Source organism: Massilia sp. 01N417, assembly GCF_056399645.1.
Map to the genome: position 1 here is coordinate 75759 of NZ_JBFTRS010000004.1, position 25585 is coordinate 101343.

Genomic DNA, 25585 nt, shown 5'->3' on the forward strand with positions numbered 1-25585 from the left:
GCACTCCATCTGTTTAGGGGCTACAACTTCAACCAGTTATTTTACTGGATTTTCTGACACCATTGGGCGATTTTTGATTCTGCCGTGCGGATGAGCCGAATCCGGCTTCCTCACCCGGAACCATGCGGCATACAGCGCCGGCAGGAACAGCAGGGTCAGCGCGGTCGCCACCAGCAGGCCACCCATGATCGCCACCGCCATCGGTCCCCAGAAGACGGAACGCGACAGCGGAATCATCGCCAGCGCCGCCGCGGCCGCCGTCAGCAGGATCGGACGGCAGCGCCGCACCGCCGCTTCGACGATCGCATCCCAGGCTTCGGCGCCCGCTGCGATATCCTTTTCGATCTGGTCGACCAGGATCACGGAATTCCGGATGATCATGCCGAACAGCGCGATCACGCCCAGGTTGGCGACGAAACCGAAGGGACGGCCCAGCAGCAGCAGGGCCATCGCCGCGCCGGCCACGCCCAGCGGTCCGGTCAGGAACACCAGCACAGAGCGCGAGAAGCTGTGCAGCTGCAGCATCAGCAGGGTGAAGACGATGAACAGCACCAGCGGCACGTTGGCCGAGATCGAGGCTTCCGCTTCCGAACTGTCGGCCGCGGCGCCGCGCAGGGTCACCTTGTAGCCGGCCGGCAGCCTGGCGCGCAATGCGGCCAGCTTCTCGCCGACCTGGGTCGACACCGTCGCGCCCTGGATGCCGGGCACCACGTCGGACTGCACCATGATCGCCCACTCGCGCCCTTCGCGCCACACCACGCCCGGCTCCCACACGAATTCGATGCGGGCGACCTGGGACAGCGGCACCGGCTTGCCGGACGGCGTCGCGACATTCGCATTCGCCAGCACCGACATGGTCGAACGCTCCTCGACCGGCTGGCGCACCACGATGTCGATCAGGCGGTTGCTCTCCCTGAACTGGCCGATGGTGGTGCCGGACAGCACGGTGGCGACGGTGCGGCGCACGGCCTGGCTGGTCACGCCCAGGGCGCGCAGCTTGTCCTGGTCGAGGTCGAGCCGCAGCACCTTCACCGCCTCGTTCCAGTTGTCGTTCACGCCCACCGCATTCGGGTTCGCGCGCATGATCTCCTTGACCTGGTCGGCCACGCCGCGCACCACGGCGATGTCCGGACCGGAAACCAGGAACTGCACCGGATACGGCACCGGCGGCCCGTTCGGCAGCAGCTTCACGCGCCCGCGCACCTCCGGAAAGTCGGTCTTCAGCACTGTCTCGATCTTGTGCATCAGCTTCTCGCGCACATGGGTGTCCTTGGGCAGCACCACCATCTGCGAGACGTTCGACTGCGGGAAGATCTGGTCCAGCGGCAGGTAGAAGCGCGGGCTGCCGGTGCCCACGTAGCTGGTCACGCTTTCCAGTTCCGGCTGGCGGCGGACCCAGGCTTCGAATTTTTTCACCAGCGCCTCGTTGGCGGCGAAGCTGGTCCCTTCCGGCAGCCACATCTCGACCATCAGCTCGGGGCGGCTGGAATCCGGGAAGAACTGCTTCTCGATGAACTTGAAGCCGAACACGCCCAGCGCGAACACCGCCAGCGACAGCGCGATGGTGGTCTTGCGCCATTCCACGCAGCGGTTCACCAGGCGGCGGAAACGCTGGTAGCCCGGCGTGTCGAAGACGTCGTGGCCGCCATGCTCGCCGGGCGGATGCGGCTGCACCTTCAGCAGGATGAAGCCGATATAGGGCGTGAAGGTGACGGCGACGACCCAGGAAATCACCAGCGCCAGCGCGTTCACCGAGAACATCGAGAAGGTGTATTCGCCGGCCGCGGACTTCGCCAGACCGATCGGCAGGAAGCCGGCCGCCGTGATCAGGGTCCCCGTCAGCATCGGGAAGGCGGTCGAGGTATACGCGAAGGTGGCCGCTTCGAAGCGCGACATGCCCTCCTCCATCTTCCGGACCATCATCTCGACCGCGATGATGGCATCGTCCACCAGCAGGCCGAGGGCGATGATCAGCGCGCCCAGCGACACCTTGTGCAGCGAGATGTCGAGGAGGTTCATGAACAGGAAGGTAATCGCCAGCACCAGCGGAATCGTCAGCGCCACCACCAGGCCCGGGCGCACGTCGACCCGCCAGCGCGGCTTGCTGTGCAGGCCCAGCGCCAGGAAGGACACGACCAGCACGATCACCACCGCTTCGACCAGGGTGTGCATGAATTCGCTGACGGAGGCCGTGACGGCGGCCGGCTGGTTCGACACCCGCTCCAGCTCGATTCCGACCGGCAGCTGGGACTTGATACGCGCCACCGTCTGCTCCAGGCCCTTGCCGAGCTGGATGATGTTCCCGCCCTTCTCCATCGACACGCCCAGGCCGATCACTTCCTTGCCGTTGAAGCGCATCTTGTCGTGCGGCGGATCCTCGTAGGCGCGCTGCACGGTGGCGAAGTCGCCCAGGCGGAAGGTGGTGGTGCCGGCGCGCAGGCTGAGATCCTCCAGCTGCTTCGGCGACTTCAGGGCGCCGGTAACACGCACCTGCAGGTTCTCGCCCGGCGTCACCAGCACGCCGGCCGACTCGACCCCGTTCTGGGTCGCGATCTGGTTGACGATGGCGTCGAAGGGCACGCCCAGCTGGGCGAACTTCTGCTGCGAGAACAGGATGTTGATCTTCTCCTGCTGCACCCCGAACTGCTCGACCTTGGCCACCAGCGGCACGCCCAGCAGCTGCTGCCGCACGAAGTCGGCATAGTCGCGCATCTCGGCATAGGTGAAGCCGTCGCCGGACAGCGCGAAGATGGAGCCGTAGGTATCGCCGAATTCATCGTTGAAGAAGGGCCCGATCACGCCCTGCGGCAGGGTCAGGGCGATGTCGCCGATCTTCTTGCGCACCTGGTACCAGGTCGGCGGCACCGCCGATGGCGGCGTCGACTCGCGCAGCTCGAGGATGATGGTGGTCTCGCCCGGCTTGGAAAAGCTGCGGATCCGGTTGACGTAGGGCGTCTCCTGCAGCTTGCGCTCCAGCGGGTCGGTCACCTGCTGGGCCATCTGCACGGCGGTGGCGCCCGGCCAGCGCGCCTGGATCACCATCCCGCGGAAGGTGAAGGGCGGATCCTCGTCCTGGCCGAGCTGGTTGTAGCTGAGGATGCCCAGCAGCAGAAGGACGGCGATCAGGTAGCGGGTCAGCGGGATGTTTTCCAGTGCCCAGCGCGACAGGTTGAACCCCCTCATTTGCGGGCTCCGCCACCGGCCGCTTCAAGCTCCGCGTCGGCGCGGCGCGCGACGTCGGCGGTCAGGATCTTCACCTTCTGGCCGTTCTTCAGCAGGTTGACGCCGGCGGTGACGATGGCCTGGCCGGGGCGCACGCCGCCGCTGAGCAGCACGTCGTTGCCGGCCACGCCGGCCACCTGCACCGGCTGCAGCCGCACCTGCTGGACGCCGTTGGCGTTGTCGATCACCCAGACCGCGCTGCCGCCCTGGCTCTGGACCAGCGCGGACAGCGGCGCGCGCAATTGCGTGGCGGCGGCCTCGCCGGCCCGGCGCACCAGCTCGACCACGGCGGTCATCCCCAGCCGCACGTCGTCACTGGGCGGGATCGACACTTTCACGGTGTAGGTGCGGGTCGCCGGATCGGCCACCGGCGACACCTCGCGGATGGTGCCCGGGATGCTGCGGTCCGGATCGGCCCACAGGCGCACCTTCACCTCGCCCACGTGTCGCAGCTGCTCGACCTGGTCTTCCGGCACCCCGATCACGACTTCCTTCTCGTCGGTACGGGCGACCCGCACCACCGGCGTGCCTGGCTGCACCACCTGGCCGACCTCGGCATCGATGCCGGTCACCACGCCGTCGGTATCGGACACCAGGCTGGCATAGCCGGTCTGGTTGGCCTGCTCGCGCAGCAGGGCGCGCGCGGCCTCGGCGCTGGCCTGGCTGGAGTGCGCCGCCGCCACCTTCTGGTCGAGCACGGCCTGGCTGACGAAATTCTGGCTGCGGAGGTCCTGGTAGCGCTTCAGCTCGGCGCGCGCCAGCTCGGCATTGGTCTGGGCCGCGCGCAGATTGGCCTGGGCCTGGACCTGGCCGAGGCGCAGGTCCTGGGGATCGAGCTGCATCAGGACGGTGCCGCGCTTGACGCTGGTACCGACGTCCACCTTGCGCGCACTGATCTTGCCGCCGACCCGGAAACCGAGACGCGACTCGTAGCGCGGCCGCACGTCGCCGGAGAATTCGGCGCTGTCCCGCACGCCGCCCGCGGCAAGGGTCAGGGCCCGCACCGGACGCACGTCCTCGGGCGGCGGCGCATCCTTCGAGCAGGCGGCCAGCAGGGACAGGGCGAGGGCCGCGGTGATCAGGGTGCGCGGAACGGGAATGCGGAGTACTTGCACAGTGGTTTCCTCTTGGGGGAAGGCCGCGGCGAAGGCGGCAATATTCTTGTCCGAATTCTTATCTCAAAGCGCAACAATTATAATCATGCAAATACAGCCAGTAAATGACGTTAGAGTCAGTTCTCGATGTCCGCTCCATGCCCATAGACCATTACGAAAACTTTCCAGTCGCTTCCATCCTGCTGCCGCGCCGCCTGGTGCCGGCGGTCGAGGCGATCTATGCCTTCGCGCGCAGCGCCGACGACATCGCCGACGAAGGCGATGCGGCGCCCGCCGAGCGGCTTGCCGCCTTGCGCGCCTACGATGCCGCGCTGGACGGCATCGAGCGCGGCGAGCCTCCCGCCAACCCGATGTTCGCGCGCCTGGCCGACGCCCTGCGACGCCACGCCCTGCCCCTGCAGCCGCTGCGCGACCTGCTGAGCGCCTTCCGCCAGGACGTCGTCACCACCCGCTACCCCGACTATACAGCCCTGCTCGATTATTGCCGGCGTTCCGCGAATCCGGTCGGACGCCTGATGCTGGGCCTCTATGGCACCGTGGACGAGGCCAGCCTGCGCGAATCGGATGCGGTCTGCTCGGCCCTCCAGCTGATCAACTTCTGGCAGGACGTCGGCATCGACATCGCAAAAGGCCGCATCTACCTGCCGCAGGAAGACCTGGTCCGCCACCAGGTCGGCGAGGACGAGATCGCCGAAGGCCACACCGGCCCCGCCTGGCGCGCCCTGATGCGCTTCGAGGTCGAACGGGCGCGCGCCCTGATGCTGGAAGGCGCGCCGCTGGCCACCCGCCTGCCGGGACGGATAGGCTGGGAGCTGCGCCTGGTCGTGCAGGGCGGGCTGCGGATCCTGGAAGGGATCGAACGCGCCGACTACGATGTGTTCCAGCGCCGGCCCCAGCTCGGGCGGCTGGACTGGGCGATACTGCTGGGGCGAGCGTTCCGCATGTAAAATAGCGGACTAGCATCAGGCATCAACCACTACTATTTATGTCTCCCGACGAATACTGCCAACAAAAGACCGTCCAAAGCGGCTCCAGCTTCTACTACAGCTTCCTGTTCCTGCCGCCGGAGCGCCGCAGGGCGATCACGGCGCTGTATGCATTCTGCCGGGAGGTCGACGACACCGTCGACGAGACCCACGACCAGTCGGTCGCGCGCATCAAGCTGGCCTGGTGGCGCACCGAAGTGTCGGCGATGGTCAAGGGCGCGCCGACCCACCCGGTGACCCAGGCCCTGCAGCCCCACCTGGCCGCCTACGACCTGCAGGAGCAGCACCTGCAGGCGATCATCGACGGCATGGAAATGGACCTCGACCAGTCGCGCTACCTCGATTACGCCGGCCTGCGCAAATACTGCTGGCATGTGGCGGGCGTGGTCGGGATCCTGTCGGCCAGCATCTTCGGCGTGACGAATCCCCGGACCCTGCAATATGCGGAGAAGCTCGGCCTCGCGTTCCAGCTGACGAACATCATCCGCGACGTCGGCGACGATGCGCGCAAGGGCCGCATCTACCTGCCGGTCAACGAACTGCAGCAGTTCAACGTGACCGCCGCGGACATCCTGAATTTCCGCCACAACGAGAAGTTCGAGGCGCTGATGAAGTTCCAGGCCGACCGCGCGCGCGCCGTCTACGACGAGGCCTTCGCCCTGCTGCCGAAGGAAGACCGGCGCGCCCAGCGCCCCGGCCTGATGATGGCGGCGATCTACCGCACCGTGCTCGACGAGATCGAGCGCGACAACTTCAAGGTCCTGAACCAGCGTATCTCCCTCACGCCGCTGCGCAAGCTGTGGCTGGCGTGGAAGACCTATGTCCGCGGATAAGCGCAACGCTGCCGCCGGTCCGCGCGTCGCCGTGATCGGCGGCGGCTGGGCCGGCTGCGCCGCCGGCGTCGAACTGGCATCCCGCGGCGCCCGCGTCACGCTGTTCGAAGCCGCCCGCACCCTGGGCGGCCGCGCCCGCGCCGTGCAGGCGAAGGAAGCCCTGCTCGACAACGGCCAGCACATCATGCTGGGCGCGTATGCGCAGACACTGGCGCTGCTGCGCCGGGTCGGCGTCGCGGAGCGCGACGCCCTGCTGCGCCTGCCCCTGCAGATGCGCTATCCGCCCGGCAGCGGGCTGCTCGATTTCGTCGCGCCGCCCCTGCCGGCGCCGCTGCACATGGCGCTGGCCCTGCTGCGCGCCAAAGGCCTGGACCGCGACGACAAGCTGGCGCTGGCGCGCTTCAGCACCAGTGCGCGCTGGATGCAGTGGGGCTTGAACACCGACTGCAGCGTGGCCGAGCTGCTGGAGCGCTTCGGCCAGACCCCGCGCCTGACCCGCCTGATGTGGCGGCCGCTGTGCCTGGCGGCCCTGAATACGCCGATCGAGCGCGCCTCCGCCAAGGTCTTCCTGGCGGTGCTGCGCGACAGCCTGGGCGCCAAACGCAAGGCTTCGGACATGCTGATCCCGCGGGTGATGCTGGACGCCCTCTTCCCCCACGCCGCGCAACGCCATATCGAAGAGCGCGGCGGCCGCGTCCTGTGCGGCGCCCGGGTAGACGCCATCGCGCCGGCGGACCAAGGCTGGCAGGTCGCCAGCGGCGCCGATGCCGCCCGCTTCGACGCCGTGGTACTGGCCACCCCGGCCTGGCAGAGCGCGGCCCTGCTGCGGCCCCATGCCGGCGCCGAAGCGCTGGCTGCCCAGCTCGAAGCCTTCGAGTACGAGCCGATTTCGACGGTCTACCTGCAATACGACGCCGGGCAACGCCTGCCGCTGCCCTTCTGCGCCCTGCTCGACGACCCCGGCCATGGAGCCTGGGGCCAGTTCGCCTTCGACCGCGGCCAGCTCGATCCCGGCCAGGACGGCCTGCTGGCGGTGGTCGTCAGTACGGCGGCCGAGGCTGCGGCCCTCGACCAGGATGAACTGGCCCGGGAGGTCGCCGCGCAGCTGGCGGGCGCTTTCAGCCGGCCCGCCCTGGCCCGGCCGCGCTGGACCCGCGTATTGACCGAGAAGCGCGCCACCTTCGCCTGCACCCCGGGCCTGGTGCGTCCCGCCAATGCCACCGGCCTGCCGGGCCTGGTATTGGCCGGCGACTACACCGCCGGCGACTATCCGGCGACCCTGGAGACGGCCGCGCGCAGCGGCCTGGCCGCCGCCCGGCTGGCGCTGGGCCTCGAGCCATGAGCTACGGTTATCGCCCCCAGGTGCAGCCTGCCCCGTCAAAACTGCATCCTGTCGCACATGCGTGGCGTGCCCGGGCCCGGATGGGTACAGTGGCAGCATCGACACCAATGTTATCGGATCTGCAAATGAACAGCCTGCTGGCCCTGCGTACCCTGCTCCTGCTCGCCTTCGTGGTCGTGGCAACGGCCGTCCTGGTGCGGCCCGGCCTCGGCATGTCGAACGATGCGGCCGTCCATGCCATGCTGATGGTGGCGCGGAACTGAGGTGGAGCAGGCGATGGGCAAACTGGAATACCTCGAACTGCTGAAGCGCGCCATGCTGGGCCTGCCGCCCGAAGTGCAGGCCAAGACCCTCGGCTATTACGAGCAGCGCTTCGTCGACGGCGTCAATACCGGACGCAGCGAACAGGACGTGGCGCGCGAACTCGACGACCCGACCAGGATCGCGATGACCTTGCGCGCCAGCAGCCATAGTGCGCAGCTGGGCGCGCAGGCCGCGCCGCAAGCCACGGCGCAATTCACTTCGCAAGCCGCCGGCCATGCCGCTCCCAGGCCGACTCCCGTTCTTGACAAGCGCAATCCGGTCGGGGTGCTGCGGGTGCTGGTGTCCGGCGCCGGCCTGGCGATCTTCAACCTGTTCATGATCGTGCCGGCCATGGTGTATTCGGCCCTGCTGTTCGCGCTGTATGTGTGCGCCCTGGCCTTCTACCTGAGCGGCATCGCCATCACCGCCAGCGGCCTGGCCGGCAACAGCGAACTGCTGCTCGACCTGCCGACCCGCTACGTGCAGATCGACGACGAAGACCCGGACCGCCGCCAGATCCGCGTCCGGATCGACGATACCGGCATCCACGTCCACGAGGAAGGCGCCGACGCCGGCAAYGACGACGAGGCGGGCGGCTCGCGCCTGCGCCGTGGCGCCGAGGTCGTGGCCGGCAACAGCCTGCACATCACCACCGACATGGACGCCGACTCGCGCACCACCCAGACCCTGTTCGGCTTCGGCATGGTGCTGGGCGGAATCGCGCTGTTCCTGCTGTCGCTGGTGGCGACGCGCTTCACGGCGCAAGGCATCAAGCGCTACGTCCAGATGAATTTCTCCCTGCTCAAGGGACATTGAGAGAGCGAGGAGACCGATGCGCGCATTGATCAAGACCGGATTCGCCCTGCTGCTGCTGGCCCTGCTGCTGATCGGCGCTTCCTGGAGCATGCTGCGGGCCCAGGGCAGCAGCGCCGGCGCCGCCAGCCCGGGCAGCCGCCTGGTCGCCACCGAAAAACGCAGGCTCGGCGCCAGCATCGGCGAGGTCGAGGTCAGCGGACCGATCAACCTGACCCTGCGCCAGGGCACCTCGGCCGCGCTCGAAGTGCGCGGCGAACAGCGCCTGCTGGCCAACGTCGACACCACGGTGGACGGCAATACCCTGCACATCGGCCCGCGCGGCATCCTGCTGCGCCACCGCCAGCCGATCGAAGTCACGCTGGTGCTGCCGGCGCTGGAACACCTGACCCTCGGCGGCAACGGCCAGCACACCGTCAGCGGCTTCTCGGGCGAGCGCATCGAACTGAACGTCACCGGCTCCGCCGGCCTGCGCTTCAATGGCCGCTACCGCGAGATCGACGCCAGCCTGCTCGGCAGCGGCGACATCGATGTCACCGGCGGCAACGCCGACCGGGTGACGGCCGACGTCAAGGGCACCGGGCACATGACGCTGGTGGGCGGCGCGCGCGAACTGCATGCGGAAGTCGCCGGCGCCGGCGAACTGGACGCCCGCCACCTGCGCGCCGACGACGTCGACCTGACCCACCACGGTTCGGGCAGCAGCGCCGTCTACGCGAGCAAGCACGTGAACGTGGAAATGACCGGCAGCGGCAGCATCACGGTGTTCGGCAATCCCGACCGCCGCGAAGTCAGCCGCAACGGCAGCGGCAGCGTCAGCTTCCAGGACTGATCAGCCACCCTTCACCCACGCCAGCGCACCCTGGCCGGCGGCGCGGCCGCTGCCGAAGCAGGCGGTCAGCAGGTAGCCGCCGGTGGGCGCTTCCCAGTCGACCATCTCGCCGGCCACGAACACGCCCGGCAGCGCGCGCAGCATGCCGGCCGGCGAAGCCAGCGCCTCGAAGCGCACCCCGCCGCCGCTGCTGATCGCCTCCGCGATCGGGCGCGGACGCTCCAGCGTGAGCGGCAAGGCCTTGATGGCGGCCGCCAGCCGCGCCGGGTCCGCATAGTCTTCCTTGCCCAGGGCTTCGTGCAGCAGACCCGATTTCACGCCCTTGATCCCCAGCCGGCTTTGCAGGTGGCTGGACATCGACTTCGCACCGCGCGGGCGCATCACTTCCTCCGCCACGCGCGCGGCATCGTGGTCGGGCAGCAGGTCGATCCAGACCGTGGCCCGGCCATCGCGCAGGATGCGGTCGCGAATGGGTGCCGACAAGGCGTACACCAGGCTGCCCTCGATACCGGTGGCCGTGATCACGAACTGCCCCTTGCGATAGATCTTTCGCCCATCGCCATCCTCGGCCGCCAGCGCCACGGTGGTGAGCGGCGCGCCGGCGTAGCGGCTGGCGAAATGCTCGCTCCACTGGGTCTCGAAACCGCAGTTCATCGGCACCAGCGGCGCCACCTCGACGCCCTGCTCACCCAGCAGCGGCGCCCAGGCGCCGTCCGAGCCCAGGCGCGGCCAGCTGGCGCCGCCGAGCGCCAGCACCACCGCATCGGCGGACGCCACCCGCTCGCCGTCCGGAGTCCCGAACAGGAGCCCGCCGTCGCGCCAGCCCAGCCAGCGGTACCGCATGTGGAAGCGCACGCCGGCCTCGCGCAGCCGGTGCAGCCAGGCGCGCAGCAGCGGCGCGGCCTTCATATCGGTCGGGAACACGCGGCCCGAGCTGCCGACGAAGGTATCGATGCCGAGGCCATGGATCCATTCGCGCACCTGCAGCGGCGTGAAGGCGTCCAGCCATTGCCCGACCTCGGCGCGGCGCTCGCCGTAGCGGGCGGCGAAGGCCTCGAGATCTTCCGAATGGGTGATATTCATGCCGCCCTTGCCGGCCAGCAGGAACTTGCGGCCGACGGAGGGCATGGCGTCATACAGGTCGACCTGCACGCCGCCGGCGGACAGCACTTCGGCGGCCATCAGGCCGGCGGGACCGCCGCCGACGACGATGGCGCGGCGCGGGGATTCGGGGTTGGCATTCATGGGCCGGCATTGTAGACGAAGTGGGTGTTCAAAAATATATGTAAAGGGGCCTTGACATTGCTTTCGCTGCGTCCTACAGTGTCAAGCATGCTTTACATGTTAAGTCTACTTTACATAAAAGGAGATGTCCAAATGCATGAGAAAAGAGTTGCGCGGGCCTATACCCTCGAGCTGATGATCGCGCTGGCCGTCTATACGGTACTGCTGATGGCGGCGATCCGCTACGGCCGCCCGATGGAAGACGGCTGGCTCCGCACCCTGGTGCTGGTCAGCCCCATGATCGGCTTCGGCCTGATGATCCGCACCATCGCGCGCCATTTCGCCCGCATCGACGAATACCAGCGCATGCGCATGCTGGAGAACCTCGCGATCGCCACCGCCATCACGGGCGCCGTGACCTTCACCTACGGCTTCATGGAAACCGCCGGCTTCCCCAAGCTCTCCATGTTCTACGTATGGGTCGTGATGTGCTCGAGCGTGGCCATCGTCAACCTTGCCCGCCGCCTGCTCGAAAAATGAAGAACCTGATCCGCGAACTGCGCGCCGCCCGCGGCTGGAGCCAGGCCCACCTGGCCGACCTGCTGAGCGTCTCGCGCCAGACCGTGATCGCCATCGAGACCGGGCGCTACGACCCCAGCCTGCCCCTGGCTTTCACGATTTCGAAACTCTTTGAACAACCGATCGAAGCAATCTTCTTCCCAGAACAGGAGCCAGCATGAACCCGTTTGCCTGCAAAAAGCCCTTCGCCTTCTACCCCATCGTCGTCGGCGTCCTCGTCGCCCTGATGTCCGCCGGGTCCAGCCACGCCGCCGAAGCGGCCGCGCCGCCGGCGAACCGCTTCGCCGCCACCATCGCCCCGGCCGAGCGCTTCGAAGTCGACGGCGTGCTGGTCGAGCGGTTCGGGCCAAAAGCGGGTGCCAAGGGCCGTCCGCTGGTCCTGATCCCCGGCCTGGCCAGCGGCGGCTGGGTATGGCAGGAGACGGTGCGCGCCTTCAGCGCCGACCACGCGGTGTACGTCCTGACCCTGCCCGGCTTCGACGGCCGCCCGGCGGCGCCCGCCAACGCCTTCGCCTCGGCGCGGGCCGCGGTCGAGAAATTGGTCGAGCAGCGCCGCCTGGACAAGCCGGTCATCGTCGGCCACAGCCTGGGCGCCACCATGGCGCTGGCGGTGGCCGAGGACAAGCCGGCGAGCGTCGGCGGCGTGGTCGCCATCGACGGCCTGCCGGTGATGCCGGGCACCGAAGCCCTGCCGCCGGCGGAGCGCAGCAAGTATGCCCAGACCATGAAGGCGCGCCTGGCCGGCATGAACCCGGCGCTGTTCGCATCCCAGCAGCAGGGCTATATGCGCACGATCGGCGTGATGGACATGAGCAAAGCCGACGACCTCGCCCTGCTGACCGGCCGCAGCGACCCGGCTTCCACCGGCCAGTACGCGGCCGACGTGCTGGAGCTCGACCTGCGTCCCGGCCTGAAGAACATCCAGGCGCCGGTGCTGGTGATCTCGCCATACTTCGACGCTGACGGCAGCCAGCAGGGCCTCACCGCCAACGCCAAGGCCGACTACTACCGCTCGCTGCTGCAGGGCGCGCCGAAGGTCGAGGTGGTGACGGTGGCGCCGGCCCGCCACTTCGCGATGATCGACCAGCCGCAGCAGGTCAACGACGCGCTCCGCAAGTACCTGGCCTCGCTGTGACCTTCCGCGCCGCCGCGAAGTGATATATGCTCGACGGCGCGGCCCGATGGCTGCCGCGCCGTCTACGTATTCATCGCAAGGAGAGTTATGCCTCGTCTTACCAAGCTGTCCGTGGCCCTGCTGTTCGCCGGCGCCGCGTCCATCCAGAGCGGCGCGCAAGCCGCCACCGACACCGCCGCCGCGGACCGCCCGCTTCCCCTTCGCCAGGCCGAGATCGACGCCATCGTCAAGGAGATCTCGCCGCAACGCATCCAGGCCTACGTCAACAAGCTGGTCAGCTTCGGCACCCGCCACACGATGTCGGACACCACTTCCGACACGCGCGGCATCGGTGCCGCCCGCCGCTGGATCAAGTCGGAGATGGAGCGCTGCGGCGCCGGCCGCCTCGAGGTACGCTTCGACAGCCACCTGCACCCGATCGACAACCGCATCTCGCGCCCGACCGAGATCGTCAACGTGGTCGCGACCCTGCCGGGCACCCAGGCAGTCTCGAAGGACCGCCTGTACGTGGTCAGCGGCCACTACGATTCGCGCGTCACCGACGTCATGAACTACACCGCCGATGCGCCGGGCGCCAACGACGACGCGTCCGGCACCGCGGCCGTGATCGAGATGGCTTGCGTGTTGGCGCGCCACAAGTTCGACGCCACCCTGGTCTTCATGACCGTGGCGGCCGAAGAACAGGGCCTGTACGGCGCCGGCCACTTCGCCAGGGAAGCCAAGGCCAGCAAACTGAATATCGCCGGCATGCTGAACAACGACATCATCGGCAGCTCGCACGACGAAAAGGGCAAGCAGGACAACTCGCGCGTGCGCCTGTTCGCCGAAGGCGTGCCGCCGCTGAAGGAAGCGCCCTCGCCCGAGCTGCGCACCCTGCTCGTGACCGGCGGCGAGAACGATTCGATCACCCGCCAGCTGGCCCGCCACGTCAAGGAAACCGGCGAACGCTACGTCCCGAACTTCAAGGTCGACATCATCTACCGGCGCGACCGCTACCTGCGTGGCGGCGACCACAGCCCCTTCCTGGACGCCGGCTATGCGGCGGTGCGCTTCACGGAGCCGAACGAGGACTTCAAGCACCAGCACCAGGACCTGCGCAGCGAGAACGGCGTCAAGATCGGCGACCTGCCGGAATTCGTCGACCCCGACTACGTGGCCCAGGTGGCGCGCGTGAACGCGGCTTCGCTGGCATCGCTGGCACTGGCCCCGGCGGCGCCGCAGGAAGTGAAGGTGAAGACCGCGGCCCTCGACAACGGCACCGACCTGGTGTGGAAGGCGAATGCGGAACCCGACCTTGCCGGCTACCGCATCGTCTGGCGCGAGACCACCGCCCCGCTGTGGCAGGGTTCGCGCTACGTCGGCAACGTGACCACCGCCCGCATCGACATGTCCAAGGATAACGTACTGTACGGCGTGCAGGCCGTGGACAAGGACGGCAACGTCAGCCCGGCGACCTACCCGCTGCCGGCGCGCTGATCTTCCGCCACGGCCGGATTCGCCACACGGCGTTCCGGCTGCCCGCATTTCCTACGCCGCGGCGCAGCATGCCGCGGCGTTGTCATTTTCGATCCCGCCCTCTCCAGCGCCAGCGCAAAGAGCCCCCGAACACATGGGTAATACTCATGCCGCATCGGGCTTTTTCGCTATGCACTGCAGCATTTTTTGTTTAGCAGATGCACAACAATTTTCTTGACTTGTATGCTGCTGAGCATATTCTTATGCGTACAACAATAAAGAACCACGTAGTCCGGTAGTCCGTAACATCATCTTGGAGGATGTAAATGTCGGCAATGACACGTAGGACATTGCTGGGCGCGATCGCGACCAGCCCGCTCTGGCTTCAGGCAGCATGGGCCCAGCCCACCAATCTCAAGATCTCCCATCAGTTCCCCGGCGGCAGCGTCGCCGAAGGGGATTTCCGCGACCGTCTGTGCCGCATGTTCGCGGCCGGCGTCGAACGCCGTACCAGGGGCCGGCTCAAGTTCTCGATCTACCCGCACTCCTCGCTGATGAAGAGCGAAGACCAGATCCCGGCCCTGTCCAGGGGCCAGCTCGACATGTCGCTGGTGCCGCTGACCTATGCCGGCGCCGAACTGCCGGAAGTGAACATCGGCCTGATGCCGGGCCTGGTGACCTCCTACGAGCAGGGCTATGCCTGGAAGGATGCCGAGATCGGCAAGGAATTCACCCGCATGCTGGCCGACCGCGGCATCGTGATCCTGAGCTGGATCTGGCAGGCCGGCGGCGTCGCCTCGCGCGGCAAGCCGATCGTGAATCCGGAAGACGCGGCCGGCCTGAAGGTGCGCGGCGGCTCGCACGAGATGGACATGCTGCTCAAGGAAGCCGGCGCCAGCGTGGTCAGCATGCCGTCCAACGAAATCCGCGCCGCCCTGCAGAAGGGACAGCTGGATGCGGCCATGACTTCCTCGTCCTCGCTGATCTCCTTCCGCCTGGACGAAGTCTCGAAATACGTGACCACCGCCCGCGGCGGCGCCTACTGGTTCATGCTGGAGCCGCTGCTGATCTCGAAAGCCGCCTTCGACCGCCTGCCACGCGAGCAGCAGGGTATCCTGATGTCGGTCGGCGCCGAACTGGAAGCCTTCGCCCGCAGGTCGGCCGAGAGGGACGATGCGGCGGTCGCCGCCCTGTTCCAGGGCAAGGGCGGGCGCACCGTGGACCTGACCGGGGAATCGCTGCGCAAGTGGCAGGAGATTGCACGGGAGACGGCTTGGAAGGATTATGGGTCGCGTAACGAAAATTGCGCGCGCTTGCTGGCTTTGGCGGAGAAGACGCTGGCCTGAAACCAGTCGTTAGCCTTCAAACCGTCGTCCCCGCGAAGGCGGGGATCCAAGTTCATGTGCGCTGCCAACTTCGTTTGAGGTAAGTGGCTGACCGACGAACTTGGATCCCCGCTTCCGCGGGGACGACGTTTACACGCCGCGTGGTGTCCTTAACGCCGCCTGCCCGTTGGATTACGGACCTTTCACCCCCCTGTCACCGGCGGAAAGAAAGCCACCTCCCCACCCTCGCGAATCGCCGTCTCCGGCTCGCACATCACATGATTGAAGGCCATGCGCAGCGCCCGCTCGCGGCCCAGGGCTTCGGCCCAGGCGCCGCCGCGGGCGATCAGGAAATCGCGCACCGCGCCGACCGTCGCCACGCCCTCGGGCAGCGTCACCGCCTCCCCAGCCGTACCAACAGCCTCGCGCACGCTGGCAAAGAATCGCAAATTGATGTTCATGTCAGTGTTGAAGTGAAGCGAATGGGATGAAGCGGACCAGGTCGCCGCGCGCGATCGCCTGGCCCGGCGGGCAGTCGATCAGGCCGTCGGCCCACACGGTGGAGGTCAGCACGCCCGAGCCCTGGTTCGGGAACAGGCCCAGCCCGCCCTCGCCGTTGATGCGGGCGCGCAGGAATTCGTTGCGGCGGTCCGGCTTCGGCCAGTCGAAGTCGGCGCGCATCGTCACCGCTTTCGGCACCACCTCGCCGCTCACGCCCTGCAGGCGCAGCAGGAAGGGGCGCACGAACAGCAGGAAGGTCACGAAGCTCGACACCGGATTGCCGGGCAGGCCGAGAAAGAACGCCGATCCCCCTTCGACCCGGTCGACTTCACCGAAAGCCAGCGGCTTGCCCGGCTTCACGGCGATCTGCCACAGGTTCAGGCTGCCCTCGGCTTCCACCGCCGGCTTGATGTGGTCTTCCTCGCCGACGGAGACGCCGCCCGAGGTGATGATCAGGTCGTGCTGTTGGGCGGCCGCGCGCAGGGTGTCGCGGGTCGCCTGCAGCGAATCCGGCACGATGCCGTAATCGGTGAATTCGCAGCCGAAGTTCTCCAGCAGGCCGCGCAGGGTGAAGCGGTTCGAGTTGTAGATCGCGCCAGGCGTCAAGGGCTCGCCCGGCATCGCCAGCTCGTCGCCGGTGAAGAACACGGCCACGCGCAGGCGGCGCCGCACCGGCAGCTGTGCCAGGCCGACGGAGGCCGCCAGCCCCAGCTCCTGGCTGCGCAGGCGGGTGCCGGCCGGCAGGATGACGGCGCCGGCGCGCACGTCCTCGCCGCGGCGGCGGATCCATTCACCAGGTTGCGGCGCATGCCTGACGGTGACGACGTCGCCATCCAGCTCGCACTGCTCCTGCATGACGACGGCGTCCGCGCCTTCGGGAATCAGGGCGCCGGTGAAGATGCGCGCCGCCGTGCCGGGCTCCAGGAAGCTGCCGACCTGGCCGGCCGGGATACGCTGCGCCACCTTCAGCCTGGCGGCAGCGCCGGCGCAGTCGGCCGCGCGCACCGCGTAGCCGTCCATCTGGGTATTGTCGGCGCCCGGCACGTCCAGCTTCGAGGCCTGGTCTTCGGCCAGCACCCGGCCGTTGGCCTCCAGGGTCGGCACCAGCTCGACCCCGGTCACCGGACGCGCGGCGGCGAGCAGGAAGTCCAGCGCTTCGCGCACGGGCATCAGCGGCTTGCGCGCCGGTGCGGCGGCTGCGCTCATGGCGCGGTCCTCTCTGCGCCGGTTCGTTCTGCAATATACGCCTTCATCAGCTCGACGTCCGGCTGCATGACCACGAAGCGCTGCGGCAGCGCCTCGATGTTCTCGAAGCCGGCCGGGCGTTCGGCGTCCGTGCCCAGGGCTTCGAGGATGGTCTCGTTGAACTTGGCCGCCAGCGCGGTCTCCAGCACGATCATCGGCACGCCCGGCGCGACGTGTTCGCGCGCGACCTTGATGCCATCGGCCGTGTGGGTGTCGATGGTGATGCCGTAGTCGTCGAAGACTTCGCGGATGGTGTTCAGGCGGTCTTCATGCTTCGAGCAGCCGGACACGAAGCCGTACCGCGCCACGTGCTTGAATTCGTCGCCGTCGCTGCCCGGCGCGCCCGACAGGTCGAAGCCGCCGTGGGTATCGACCTTGCGGAACAGCGCGTGGGTGCGCTCGGCGTCGCGGCCCACCAGCTCGTAGACGAAGCGCTCGAAGTTCGAGGCCTTCGAGATGTCCATCGACGGGCTGCTGGTATGGAAGGTCTCGGCCGGCTTGCGCACGCGGTAGACGCCGGTGCGGAAGAACTCGTCCAGCACATTGTTCTCGTTGGTCGCGACCACCAGCTTGTCGATCGGCAGCCCCATCATGCGGGCGATGTGGCCGGCGCAGACATTGCCGAAGTTCCCCGAGGGGACGGTGAACGAGACTTTCTGCTCATTCGAGGTGGTCGCCTTCAGGTAGCCGCGGAAGTAGTACACCACCTGCGCCACCACGCGCGCCCAGTTGATCGAATTGACGGTGCCGATCTTGTGGCGGGCCTTGAATTCGAGGTCGTTCGACACCGCCTTGACCAGGTCCTGGCAATCGTCGAACACGCCCTCGACGGCGATGTTGTAGATGTTCGGATCCTGCAGGCTGAACATCTGAGCGGTCTGGAAGGCGCTCATCTTCGCGTGCGGCGACAGCATGAATACGCGGATCCCGCGCTTGCCGCGCATCGCGTATTCGGCCGCGCTGCCGGTGTCGCCCGAGGTGGCGCCGAAGATGTTCAGCTCATCGTCGTTCCTGGCCAGCGCATACTCGAACAGGTTGCCGAGCAACTGCATGGCCATGTCCTTGAAGGCCAGGGTCGGACCGTTCGACAGGCCCTGCAGGATCAGCTTGCCCTTGGCGCCCTCTTCCAGCACGCGCAGCGGCGTGATCTCGGCGGCTGACTCGTCGGCGCGCGCATTGCGGTAGACCGCGGCCGTATAGGTTTTCGCGGTCAGGGCCTTCAGGTCGGCTTCCGGGATGTCGGTGGCGAATTTGCGGAGGATCTCGTAGGCCAGGTCCGCGTAGGAGAGCGAGCGCCAGGCATCGAGCTCGGCGCCGGTCACCTGCGGGTAGTCGGCCGGCAGATACAGCCCGCCGTCAGGCGCGAGGCCGCCCAGCAGGATGTCGGAGAATCGTTGGGGATTGCGTGCTGCGGACGCGCTGGTCGCGCGGGTGGAGACATAGTGCATACGGTAAGCAGGATCGAAGTTGGCGGGCATTGACTATTTATTATAGTGCGCCTGCAGCAAACTTGTCTTTTTACCGAATATTGTTCAGATGGGAGGCTGTGGGCACGGTGAGCCCACGCCCGAACTCAGCAAGCCGCGTGGTTCACGGTCACCACGTGCACCGCCAGGCCACCAAGCGACGTCTCCTTGTACTTGGCCTGCATGTCGTAGCCGGTCTGGCGCATGGTATCGATCACGTTGTCGAGGCTGACGAAGTGGGTGCCGTCGCCCTTCATGGCCAGCGAGGCCGCGGTGATCGCCTTGATCGCACCCATGCCGTTGCGCTCGATGCAGGGGATCTGCACCAGGCCGCCGATCGGGTCGCAGGTCATGCCGAGGTGGTGCTCGATGCCGATCTCCGCCGCGTTCTCGATGCGCTCGTTGGAGCCGCCGAGCGCCGCCACCAGGCCGGCCGCCGCCATTGCGCAAGCCACGCCGACCTCGCCCTGGCAGCCGATCTCGGCGCCCGAGATCGAGGCGTTCTTCTTGCACAGCATGCCGATCGCCGCCGAGGTCAGGAGGAAGTCGCGGATGCCCTTCACCGGATCGATCGGACGGCAGTCTTCGGCGTAGTAACGCAGCACCGCCGGGATGATGCCGGCCGCGCCATTCGTCGGCGCCGTCACGACCCGGCCGCCGGCCGCGTTCTCTTCGTTGACCGCCATCGCGTACAGGGTCACGTGGTGGGTCGCGTCGTGCGGCAGTTCGTTGCGGCGGTTGCCGGCATCGCAGTGCGCCTGCTTCCACAGCTTGGCGGCGCGGCGCTTGACGTTCAGGCCACCCGGCAGCTGGCCTTCGGTGACGAGGCCGTGGGCGATACAGTCGTGCATCACATGCCAGATACGGTCCAGGCCGGCGTCCAGTTCGGCCTCGCTCATGCGCGACAGCTCGTTCGCGCGCAGCATGGCGGGGATGGACAGGCCGTCGCGCCTGCCGTGGTCGAGCAGCTCGCGCATGGTGTCGAAGGGATAAGGCACGGGCGCCGCGTCGGTCTCCCTGGCCGGCGCCTGGGCCTCGCCGGCGGCCGTGATGAAGCCACCGCCGATCGAATAGAAGATGCGTTCGATGACGCTGCCGTCGCCCAGTTGCAGCACGAAGCGCATCCCGTTCGGGTGCTCGGGCAGGGTCGACTGCTTGTGCCAGACCAGATTGGTCTTGCTGGAGAACGGCACTTCCCTGGTGCCCAGCAGCTTGAGGACGCCATCGAGTTCGGCCTCGGCCAGCTTGTCCTCGACGCTGTCCGGATCGACGTCCTGCGGCGTCTCGCCCATCAGGCCCAGGATCACGGCCTTGTCGGTGGCGTGGCCGACCCCGGTCAGGGCCAGCGAGCCATACAGGTGGGCTTCGACGCCGACCGCCTGGCCCAGGTCCCCGCACTCCAGCAGGAAGCGCCGCGCGGCGACCATCGGGCCGACCGTGTGGGAGCTGGAGGGGCCGATGCCGATCTTGAATAAGTCAAATACGCTCATGTCCATGAGCTGTCTCCTGAAAAAGCTTCTTTATTATCTATGGGCTTCGCAGCCTACGACCGGTAACGAGGTCGTTGGCTAAAAAAAGTCATTCCCGCCTTCGCGGGAATGACGTCACTAAATTCAGGCAGTCTGGCCAACGTCGACGTTCTCGAGCATCGACTCGACCATCTCCTCGACACCAATCTTCGCCTTCCAGCCCCAGTCGCCGGTCGCGCGCGCATCGTCCAGGCTCTTCGGCCACGAATCGGCAATCTGCTGGCGGCTGTCCGGCTTGTAGGCGATCCGGAAGTCGGGCAGCCTGCGCTGGATGCTGGCTGCCAGTTCGCGCGGGTTGAAGGACACGCCGGCCACGTTGTACGAGGAGCGGATGACCACTTTCTCGGCCGGTGCTTCCATCAGCTCGATGGTAGCGCGGATCGCGTCCGGCATGTAGATCATCGGCAGCGTGGTTTCCGGGCCCAGGAAGCACTCGTAGGTCTCGCCCTTCAGCGCCGAGTGGAAGATGGCGATCGCGTAGTCGGTGGTGCCGCCGCCCGGAGGCGACTTGAAGCTGATGATGCCCGGGTAGCGGATGCTGCGCACGTCGACGCCGTACTTGGCGTGGTAGTACTCGCACAGGCGCTCGCCGGCCAGCTTGCTGATGCCGTAGATCGAGGTCGGATCCATCACCGTGTACTGCGGCGTGTTCTCGGCCGGGGTGTTCGGGCCGAAGGCGGCGATCGACGACGGCCAGAACACCTTCAGCGGCTTGCCGGCTTCCACGCGTTCGCGGGCGATTTCGAGGATGTTCAGCAGGCCGTCCATGTTCAGCGACCATGCCTTCAGCGGCGCCTTCTCGCCGGTCGCGGACAGCAGCGCGGCCAGCTGGTAGACCTGGGTGACACCCTCGTCGGCGATGAGGCGGGACACGGCATCGCGGTCCATCACGTCGAGGCGGGTATAGCGCTCCGCGCCGTACACATTGGTTTCGCTGATGTCCGAAGCGATGACGTTTTGCGCGCCATGCTGTTCCGCCAGCGCGGACACGAGTTCACTGCCGATCTGGCCGTTGGCGCCGATGATGAGGATGCGTTCCATTCTTTACCTACCTGTTCTCAGTTGCTTTTAATGATGCCCAGCTCGCGGCCGGCTTGTTCGAAGGCTTTCAGCACGGTGTCGAGCTGTTCGCGGGTATGCGCGGCCGACAGTTGCACGCGCACGCGCGCCTGGCCCATCGGCACCACCGGGTAGAAGAAGCCCGACAGCAGCACGCCCAGTTCGAACATGCGGGCCGCGAATTTCTGCGCCACCGGGGCGTCGAACAGCATCACCGGCACCACCGGGTGGGTGCCCGGCTTGATGGTGAAACCGATGCGCTCGATCTCCTTGCGGAAATATGCCGTGTTCTCGTGGAGGCGGTCGCGCAGTTCGGTGCTTTTACTGATACGGTCCAGCACCGCGATCGATGCGCCGGCGATCATCGGCGCCAGCGTGTTCGAGAACAGGTAGGGACGCGACTTCTGGCGCAGGGTCTCGATGACTTCCTTGCGGCCCGAGGTGAAGCCGCCCATCGCGCCGCCCAGGGCCTTGCCCAAGGTGCCGGTGATGATGTCGATCTTGCCCATCACATTGAAATGCTCGTGGGTGCCGCGGCCGGTCTTGCCCATGAAGCCGGAAGCGTGCGACTCGTCGATCATGGTCAGGGCGCCGTACTTCTCGGCCAGCTCGACGATCTTGTCCAGCTGGGCGATGGTGCCGTCCATCGAGAAGGCGCCGTCGGTGACGATGATCTTGTGGCGCTTGCCGGCGTCACGGGCGGCGATCAGCTGCTTCTCCAGGTCGGCCATGTCGTTGTTGGCGTAACGGTAGCGCGCGGCCTTGCACAGGCGGATGCCGTCGATGATCGAAGCGTGGTTCAGGGCGTCCGAGATGATCGCATCGTTCTCGTCGAACAGCGGCTCGAACACGCCGCCGTTGGCGTCGAAGGCCGCCGCGTACAGGATGGTGTCTTCGGTACCGAGGAACGCCGACAGCTTCTGCTCCAGTTCCTTGTGCACGGTCTGGGTGCCGCAGATGAAACGCACCGAGGACAGGCCGTAGCCGTACTTCTGCAACGCGGCTTCGGCCGCTTTCTGGGTTTCCGCGTCGCCGGACAGGCCGAGGTAGTTATTCGCGCACATATTGATCAGCGTACGGCCGTCCGCGGCGACGACTTCGGCGCCCTGGCGCGATGCCAGCACGCGTTCGGGCTTGAACAGGCCCTCTGTCTGCAGCGTGTCGAGTTTGGTCTGGAGGGCGCTATAGAATGCCTGGTCGCTCATTGTCTTCCTCGTCCTTGTCTTTTCCGGCTTGACCGGTGGTTATCGGATGTTGTACCGTTGATCCGTTCGTTCGATGTATTGAACCGAGTTCTTTATCTCGAACAAAAATTCGATATATTGAATATTACCCCCGGCCATCGCAGTTGACAAGTGAGTTGGCAAGCAATTGCCAAATAAGCGTAGATGAATAAAGTTGTGACAACACTCGCCCCCGCCGCACCGGTCGGCGCACCGCCCGAAGTCGGCGCCACCCTGCAGCGCCTGCGCCTGGCGCGCGGCCTCACGCTCGAAGACCTGTCGCGCATCGCCGGCGTGTCGAAGTCGATGCTGTCGCAGATCGAACGCGAAAAGGCGAATCCGACCATCGCCATCACCTGGCGCCTGGCCAACGCGCTGGGCGTGCAGATCGGCGAACTGCTGTCGTCGGAAGTGCGCAGCACCGACCTGATCCGGGTCGTCGACGCCCACGAGATCCCCACCCTGCCCGGCGCCCACGCCGGCTACTCGCTGCGCATCCTCGGTCCGATGGACCTGGCCGGCAAATATGAGTGGTATGAGCTGACCTTGCAGCCGGGCGGCGAACTGGCCTCCCAGGCCCATGACCCGGGCACCAGCGAGCACCTGACCGTGGTGACCGGTGCGGTCGAGCTGGAAGTGGGGCCGGAGAAGAAAAAGGTCAAGCATGGGGCGACGGCGCGCTACCCGGCGGATGTGGCGCATACGATCCGGAATATCGGCAAGACCGAGGCGAAGGCCTTGATGGTGGTGGTGCACCGCTGAGGCCGGGCCGGCCTCGCGCGCCGGCTCAGGCATAGCCGTGAAATGCGAAGTCCAGGAAGCGCCCTGCTTCCGGATCGTAGGTCGCGTCGAAGAAACAGGTGCCGCCATCAAACACGACGCGGAAGCGCTTTCTCAACTCTTCGGCCTTGACGCCTTGCAAGCTGCAGGCGCCGCCCAGGCGTATCGAACGCTGCCCATCCTTGCTCTGCTCCTGGTACTGGATCGTGTAATCTCCCAGCGGCCTGCGCCGCCCTCCACTTCAATCCAATGCGCGCTGCCAGGCGCGGGCTCGTCCGCGGACACGGGACCGGATGCGATGAAGGCAAGACAAAGCAAGGGGCCCAAAGCGGCCCGGTAACAGTGACGAAACATCGTGACTCCCGATAGACAATGGCGCACCGCCAGGGTGCGCCATCGAGGACAGGCTCTTACTCCGATCCGCCCGCCACCGTCTGCGCCTCATTCATCTTCAGGGCCTTGGTCAGGAAGCCCCAGCGATCCGCCACCTCTTCGATCTGCTTGCTGGTCGGCTTGCCCGCACCGTGGCCGGCCTTGGTATCGATGCGGATGATGATCGGATTGCCCCCGGCCTGGTCGGCCTGGGCGGTGGCGGCGAACTTGAAGCTGTGCGCCGGCACCACGCGGTCGTCATGGTCGGCCGTGGTGATCATCGTCGCCGGATAGCAGGTACCCGGTTTCAGGTTGTGCAGCGGCGAATATTTCACCAGGGCCTTGAACTCGTCCGCGTTTTCCGACGAGCCGTAGTCCGAGGTCCAGGCCCAGCCGATCGTGAACTTGTGGAAGCGCAGCATGTCCATCACGCCCACCTGCGGGATCGCCGCGCCGAAGAGTTCCGGACGCTGGGTCATCGCCGCGCCCACCAGCAGGCCGCCATTGCTGCCGCCGCCGATCGCCAGCTTGCTCGGCGACGTCACCTTGTTGTTGACCAGCCACTCGGCCGCGCCGATGAAGTCGTCGAACACGTTCTGCTTCTTCAGCTTGGTGCCGGCTTCGTGCCAGGCTTCGCCGTATTCGCCGCCGCCGCGCAGGTTGGCGACCACGTAGACGCCGCCCATCTCCATCCAGGCCAGGTTGGCCGGCGAGAAGCCCGGGGTCATCGAGATATTGAAGCCGCCATAGCCGTACAGGTAGGTCGGGTTGCTGCCGTCCAGCTTCAGGCCCTTCTTCGAGACGATGAACATCGGGACCTTCGTGCCATCGCGGCTGGTATAGAACTGCTGGCGGGTTTCGTAGTCGGCCGGATTGAAGGCCACCTTCGGCTGGCGGAAGACGGTCGAGGCGCCGCTCTTCATGTCGACGCGGTAGATCGTGGTCGGGGTGGTGAAGCCGGTGAAGGAGAAGAAGGTCTCGGTATCGCCCTGCTTGCCGCCGAAGCCCGACACCGAACCGATGCCCGGCAGGGCGATCTCGCGCACCTGCTTGCCCTTCAGGTCGGTGATCCTGACCCGGCTTTGCGCATCGGCCAGGTATTCGTTGATCAGCTGCTTGTTGACCATGTGGCTGGACACCAGGGTCTGCTGGCTTTCCGGCACCACGGTCTTCCAGTTCGCTTCCTGGGGCTTGCTGACGTCGATCGCGACGATGCGCTTGCGCGGCGCATGGCGGTCGGTGGCGAAGTAGAACACCGGGCCGACGTTGTCGATGAAGTCGTAGGCGGCTTCGAAGTTGTCGATCAGCGGCATGACCTTGCTATCCGGCTTGGCGAGATCCTTGTAGAAGATCCGGTATTTGTGGGCCGTGCCCTTGGTCGCCTGAATCAGCAGGTAGCGGCCGTCGTCGGTGGTCTCGGCGTGGAAGCCCCATTCCTTCTCGTCCGGACGGTCATAGACCAGCACGTCGGCACTCTGCGGGGTGCCCAGCTTGTGGTAGTAGAGCTTCTGGAAATAGTTCACGTCGGCCAGCTTGGTGGCTTCCTTCGGCTCGTCGTAGCGGCTGTAGAAGAAACCCTTGCCGTCCTTGGTCCAGGCGGTGCTGGAGAACTTGACCCACTGGATGTGGTCTTCCAGGTCCTTGCCGGTGTCGACGTCGCGCACGCGGATCTCGTTCCAGTCCGAACCCGATGCCGCCGTCGAGTAGGCCAGCAGCTTGCCATCCGGGCTTACCGCCGTGCCCGCCAGGGCGACGGTACCGTCGGCGGCCAGGGTGTTCGGATCCAGCAGCAGGCGCGGCGTATCCGTCAGCGATTTCATGGTGTACAGCACCGACTGGTTCTGCAGGCCGTCGTTACGGCTGAAAAAGTAGCGGCCGCCTTCCTTGAACGGCACGCTGTAGCGCTCGTAGTTCCAGAGCTGGGTCAGGCGCTGTCGGATGGCCTCGCGCTGCGGGATCTGCGCCAGGTAGGACTGGGTCACCTTGTTCTCGGCCTCGACCCAGGCCTTGGTCTCGGCGCTGTTCGCGTCTTCCAGCCAGCGGTAAGGGTCGGCGACCCTGGTGCCGTGGTAATCGTCGGTCTGGTCGACTTTCTTTGCGACCGGATAGTTCAGCGGGGTGCCGCTGGTGTCGCAGGTCGGGGCGGCCATGGCCGAAGCGGCACCGAACGAGAAGAAGGCGGCCGCGACGGCGGCGGCGAGGGTGACTTGTCTCATATGCATGCTTTTTCTAATTGACTTGACGGT

At 66.7% G+C, this 25585-nt stretch carries 23 protein-coding genes; 12 read left to right on the top strand and 11 right to left on the bottom strand.

Translation table 11 applies throughout. The features are described 5' to 3' along the window. Window positions 1-36 precede the first annotated feature (36 nt). Both AC1DOQ_RS05755 and AC1DOQ_RS05760 read right to left on the bottom strand, forming a co-directional pair. Complete coding sequence (locus AC1DOQ_RS05755) at window positions 37-3183, bottom strand: efflux RND transporter permease subunit (RefSeq protein ID WP_477361111.1); 3147 nt, start codon at window positions 3181-3183, stop codon at window positions 37-39. Beyond that, entirely contained in the window at window positions 3180-4337 is a 1158-nt protein-coding gene (locus AC1DOQ_RS05760; protein ID WP_477361113.1) for an efflux RND transporter periplasmic adaptor subunit, read from the bottom strand. The genes AC1DOQ_RS05755 and AC1DOQ_RS05760 overlap by 4 nt, the downstream gene beginning before the upstream one ends. 137 nt (window positions 4338-4474) lie before the next feature. Here AC1DOQ_RS05760 and hpnC point away from each other — a divergent pair, with 137 nt between their 5' ends. From hpnC to AC1DOQ_RS05790, 6 genes are all read left to right on the top strand, one after another. Then, window positions 4475-5284 carry a squalene synthase HpnC gene (hpnC, locus tag AC1DOQ_RS05765; protein WP_477361115.1) on the top strand — a complete coding sequence of 270 codons (810 nt, stop codon included), beginning with the start codon at window positions 4475-4477 and terminating at the stop codon, window positions 5282-5284. 38 nt (window positions 5285-5322) lie between these two features. Then, window positions 5323-6156, top strand: coding sequence for a presqualene diphosphate synthase HpnD (gene hpnD / locus AC1DOQ_RS05770; RefSeq protein WP_477361117.1), 834 nt, complete (start codon window positions 5323-5325; stop codon window positions 6154-6156). After that, window positions 6143-7498 carry a hydroxysqualene dehydroxylase HpnE gene (gene hpnE / locus AC1DOQ_RS05775; RefSeq protein ID WP_477361119.1) on the top strand — a complete coding sequence of 452 codons (1356 nt, stop codon included), beginning with the start codon at window positions 6143-6145 and terminating at the stop codon, window positions 7496-7498. The genes hpnD and hpnE overlap by 14 nt, the downstream gene beginning before the upstream one ends. Window positions 7499-7623: 125 nt before the next feature. Continuing rightward, complete coding sequence (locus AC1DOQ_RS05780) at window positions 7624-7761, top strand: hypothetical protein (RefSeq protein ID WP_477361121.1); 138 nt, start codon at window positions 7624-7626, stop codon at window positions 7759-7761. A 13-nt stretch (window positions 7762-7774) separates the two neighbouring features. Next, a complete protein-coding gene (locus AC1DOQ_RS05785; protein WP_477361123.1) occupies window positions 7775-8617 on the top strand; it encodes a DUF1700 domain-containing protein in 843 nt (280 codons plus the stop codon). A gap of 16 nt (window positions 8618-8633) precedes the next feature. Continuing rightward, complete coding sequence (locus tag AC1DOQ_RS05790) at window positions 8634-9446, top strand: head GIN domain-containing protein (RefSeq protein WP_477361124.1); 813 nt, start codon at window positions 8634-8636, stop codon at window positions 9444-9446. On the opposite strand, the gene AC1DOQ_RS05795 is transcribed toward AC1DOQ_RS05790, so the two are convergent. Beyond that, window positions 9447-10691 (bottom strand): BaiN/RdsA family NAD(P)/FAD-dependent oxidoreductase, encoded by a 1245-nt coding sequence (locus AC1DOQ_RS05795; protein ID WP_477361126.1) that lies wholly within the window; start codon window positions 10689-10691, stop codon window positions 9447-9449. It abuts the gene before it with no gap. 132 nt (window positions 10692-10823) lie between these two features. On the opposite strand from AC1DOQ_RS05795, the gene AC1DOQ_RS05800 reads away from it, so the two are divergent. From AC1DOQ_RS05800 to dctP, 5 genes are all read left to right on the top strand, one after another. Continuing rightward, the gene (locus tag AC1DOQ_RS05800; protein WP_477361128.1) at window positions 10824-11210 is read left to right on the top strand and encodes a hypothetical protein; all 387 of its coding nucleotides are present in this window, start codon (window positions 10824-10826) and stop codon (window positions 11208-11210) included. Continuing rightward, entirely contained in the window at window positions 11207-11410 is a 204-nt protein-coding gene (locus AC1DOQ_RS05805) for a helix-turn-helix transcriptional regulator (protein ID WP_442122129.1), read from the top strand. The genes AC1DOQ_RS05800 and AC1DOQ_RS05805 overlap by 4 nt, the downstream gene beginning before the upstream one ends. After that, a complete protein-coding gene (locus AC1DOQ_RS05810; protein WP_477361130.1) occupies window positions 11407-12384 on the top strand; it encodes an alpha/beta fold hydrolase in 978 nt (325 codons plus the stop codon). The genes AC1DOQ_RS05805 and AC1DOQ_RS05810 overlap by 4 nt, the downstream gene beginning before the upstream one ends. A gap of 87 nt (window positions 12385-12471) precedes the next feature. Then, window positions 12472-13860: a M28 family peptidase gene (locus AC1DOQ_RS05815; RefSeq protein WP_477361132.1), complete on the top strand. Its 1389-nt coding sequence runs from the start codon at window positions 12472-12474 to the stop codon at window positions 13858-13860. 305 nt (window positions 13861-14165) lie between these two features. After that, entirely contained in the window at window positions 14166-15185 is a 1020-nt protein-coding gene (dctP, locus tag AC1DOQ_RS05820) for a TRAP transporter substrate-binding protein DctP (RefSeq protein WP_477361134.1), read from the top strand. 182 nt (window positions 15186-15367) lie between these two features. Here the strand turns inward: dctP and moaD are convergent, their stop codons facing one another. From moaD to AC1DOQ_RS05850, 6 genes are all read right to left on the bottom strand, one after another. Further along, window positions 15368-15625 carry a molybdopterin converting factor subunit 1 gene (gene moaD / locus AC1DOQ_RS05825; RefSeq protein WP_442122125.1) on the bottom strand — a complete coding sequence of 86 codons (258 nt, stop codon included), beginning with the start codon at window positions 15623-15625 and terminating at the stop codon, window positions 15368-15370. A 1-nt stretch (window position 15626) separates the two neighbouring features. Then, the gene (locus AC1DOQ_RS05830; protein ID WP_477361136.1) at window positions 15627-16871 is read right to left on the bottom strand and encodes a molybdopterin molybdotransferase MoeA; all 1245 of its coding nucleotides are present in this window, start codon (window positions 16869-16871) and stop codon (window positions 15627-15629) included. Next, on the bottom strand, window positions 16868-18358 hold the full coding sequence (gene thrC / locus AC1DOQ_RS05835; protein WP_477361520.1) for a threonine synthase: 1491 nt from the start codon (window positions 18356-18358) through the stop codon (window positions 16868-16870). Before thrC ends, AC1DOQ_RS05830 begins: the two co-directional genes overlap by 4 nt. A 125-nt stretch (window positions 18359-18483) precedes the next feature. After that, window positions 18484-19872 (bottom strand): L-serine ammonia-lyase, encoded by a 1389-nt coding sequence (locus AC1DOQ_RS05840; protein WP_477361138.1) that lies wholly within the window; start codon window positions 19870-19872, stop codon window positions 18484-18486. Between the two features lie 117 nt (window positions 19873-19989). After that, entirely contained in the window at window positions 19990-20946 is a 957-nt protein-coding gene (locus AC1DOQ_RS05845) for an NAD-dependent epimerase/dehydratase family protein (protein WP_477361140.1), read from the bottom strand. A gap of 17 nt (window positions 20947-20963) precedes the next feature. Continuing rightward, window positions 20964-22169 (bottom strand): glycine C-acetyltransferase, encoded by a 1206-nt coding sequence (locus AC1DOQ_RS05850; protein ID WP_477361142.1) that lies wholly within the window; start codon window positions 22167-22169, stop codon window positions 20964-20966. A 183-nt stretch (window positions 22170-22352) separates the two neighbouring features. On the opposite strand from AC1DOQ_RS05850, the gene AC1DOQ_RS05855 reads away from it, so the two are divergent. Next, window positions 22353-22949, top strand: a complete 597-nt coding sequence (locus AC1DOQ_RS05855) for a helix-turn-helix domain-containing protein (protein ID WP_477361144.1) — start codon at window positions 22353-22355, stop codon at window positions 22947-22949. 25 nt (window positions 22950-22974) lie between these two features. Here the strand turns inward: AC1DOQ_RS05855 and AC1DOQ_RS05860 are convergent, their stop codons facing one another. Both AC1DOQ_RS05860 and AC1DOQ_RS05865 read right to left on the bottom strand, forming a co-directional pair. Continuing rightward, window positions 22975-23109, bottom strand: a complete 135-nt coding sequence (locus tag AC1DOQ_RS05860) for a hypothetical protein (RefSeq protein WP_477361146.1) — start codon at window positions 23107-23109, stop codon at window positions 22975-22977. A 268-nt stretch (window positions 23110-23377) separates the two neighbouring features. Further along, window positions 23378-25561 carry a prolyl oligopeptidase family serine peptidase gene (locus tag AC1DOQ_RS05865; RefSeq protein ID WP_477361148.1) on the bottom strand — a complete coding sequence of 728 codons (2184 nt, stop codon included), beginning with the start codon at window positions 25559-25561 and terminating at the stop codon, window positions 23378-23380. Window positions 25562-25585 lie beyond the last annotated feature (24 nt).

What these genes read in the sequence shown, in the direction of transcription:
- AC1DOQ_RS05755 (WP_477361111.1), bottom strand. Translation starts at nt 3,183, where the DNA reads ATGAGGGGGTTCAACCTGTCGCGCTGGGCACTGGAAAACATCCCGCTG.
- hpnC (WP_477361115.1), top strand. Translation starts at nt 4,475, where the DNA reads ATGCCCATAGACCATTACGAAAACTTTCCAGTCGCTTCCATCCTGCTG.
- hpnD (WP_477361117.1), top strand. Translation starts at nt 5,323, where the DNA reads ATGTCTCCCGACGAATACTGCCAACAAAAGACCGTCCAAAGCGGCTCC.
- hpnE (WP_477361119.1), top strand. Translation starts at nt 6,143, where the DNA reads ATGTCCGCGGATAAGCGCAACGCTGCCGCCGGTCCGCGCGTCGCCGTG.
- AC1DOQ_RS05780 (WP_477361121.1), top strand. Translation starts at nt 7,624, where the DNA reads ATGAACAGCCTGCTGGCCCTGCGTACCCTGCTCCTGCTCGCCTTCGTG.
- AC1DOQ_RS05790 (WP_477361124.1), top strand. Translation starts at nt 8,634, where the DNA reads ATGCGCGCATTGATCAAGACCGGATTCGCCCTGCTGCTGCTGGCCCTG.
- AC1DOQ_RS05795 (WP_477361126.1), bottom strand. Translation starts at nt 10,691, where the DNA reads ATGAATGCCAACCCCGAATCCCCGCGCCGCGCCATCGTCGTCGGCGGC.
- AC1DOQ_RS05800 (WP_477361128.1), top strand. Translation starts at nt 10,824, where the DNA reads ATGCATGAGAAAAGAGTTGCGCGGGCCTATACCCTCGAGCTGATGATC.
- AC1DOQ_RS05805 (WP_442122129.1), top strand. Translation starts at nt 11,207, where the DNA reads ATGAAGAACCTGATCCGCGAACTGCGCGCCGCCCGCGGCTGGAGCCAG.
- AC1DOQ_RS05810 (WP_477361130.1), top strand. Translation starts at nt 11,407, where the DNA reads ATGAACCCGTTTGCCTGCAAAAAGCCCTTCGCCTTCTACCCCATCGTC.
- AC1DOQ_RS05815 (WP_477361132.1), top strand. Translation starts at nt 12,472, where the DNA reads ATGCCTCGTCTTACCAAGCTGTCCGTGGCCCTGCTGTTCGCCGGCGCC.
- dctP (WP_477361134.1), top strand. Translation starts at nt 14,166, where the DNA reads ATGTCGGCAATGACACGTAGGACATTGCTGGGCGCGATCGCGACCAGC.
- moaD (WP_442122125.1), bottom strand. Translation starts at nt 15,625, where the DNA reads ATGAACATCAATTTGCGATTCTTTGCCAGCGTGCGCGAGGCTGTTGGT.
- AC1DOQ_RS05830 (WP_477361136.1), bottom strand. Translation starts at nt 16,871, where the DNA reads ATGAGCGCAGCCGCCGCACCGGCGCGCAAGCCGCTGATGCCCGTGCGC.
- thrC (WP_477361520.1), bottom strand. Translation starts at nt 18,358, where the DNA reads ATGCACTATGTCTCCACCCGCGCGACCAGCGCGTCCGCAGCACGCAAT.
- AC1DOQ_RS05840 (WP_477361138.1), bottom strand. Translation starts at nt 19,872, where the DNA reads ATGGACATGAGCGTATTTGACTTATTCAAGATCGGCATCGGCCCCTCC.
- AC1DOQ_RS05845 (WP_477361140.1), bottom strand. Translation starts at nt 20,946, where the DNA reads ATGGAACGCATCCTCATCATCGGCGCCAACGGCCAGATCGGCAGTGAA.
- AC1DOQ_RS05850 (WP_477361142.1), bottom strand. Translation starts at nt 22,169, where the DNA reads ATGAGCGACCAGGCATTCTATAGCGCCCTCCAGACCAAACTCGACACG.
- AC1DOQ_RS05855 (WP_477361144.1), top strand. Translation starts at nt 22,353, where the DNA reads ATGAATAAAGTTGTGACAACACTCGCCCCCGCCGCACCGGTCGGCGCA.
- AC1DOQ_RS05865 (WP_477361148.1), bottom strand. Translation starts at nt 25,561, where the DNA reads ATGCATATGAGACAAGTCACCCTCGCCGCCGCCGTCGCGGCCGCCTTC.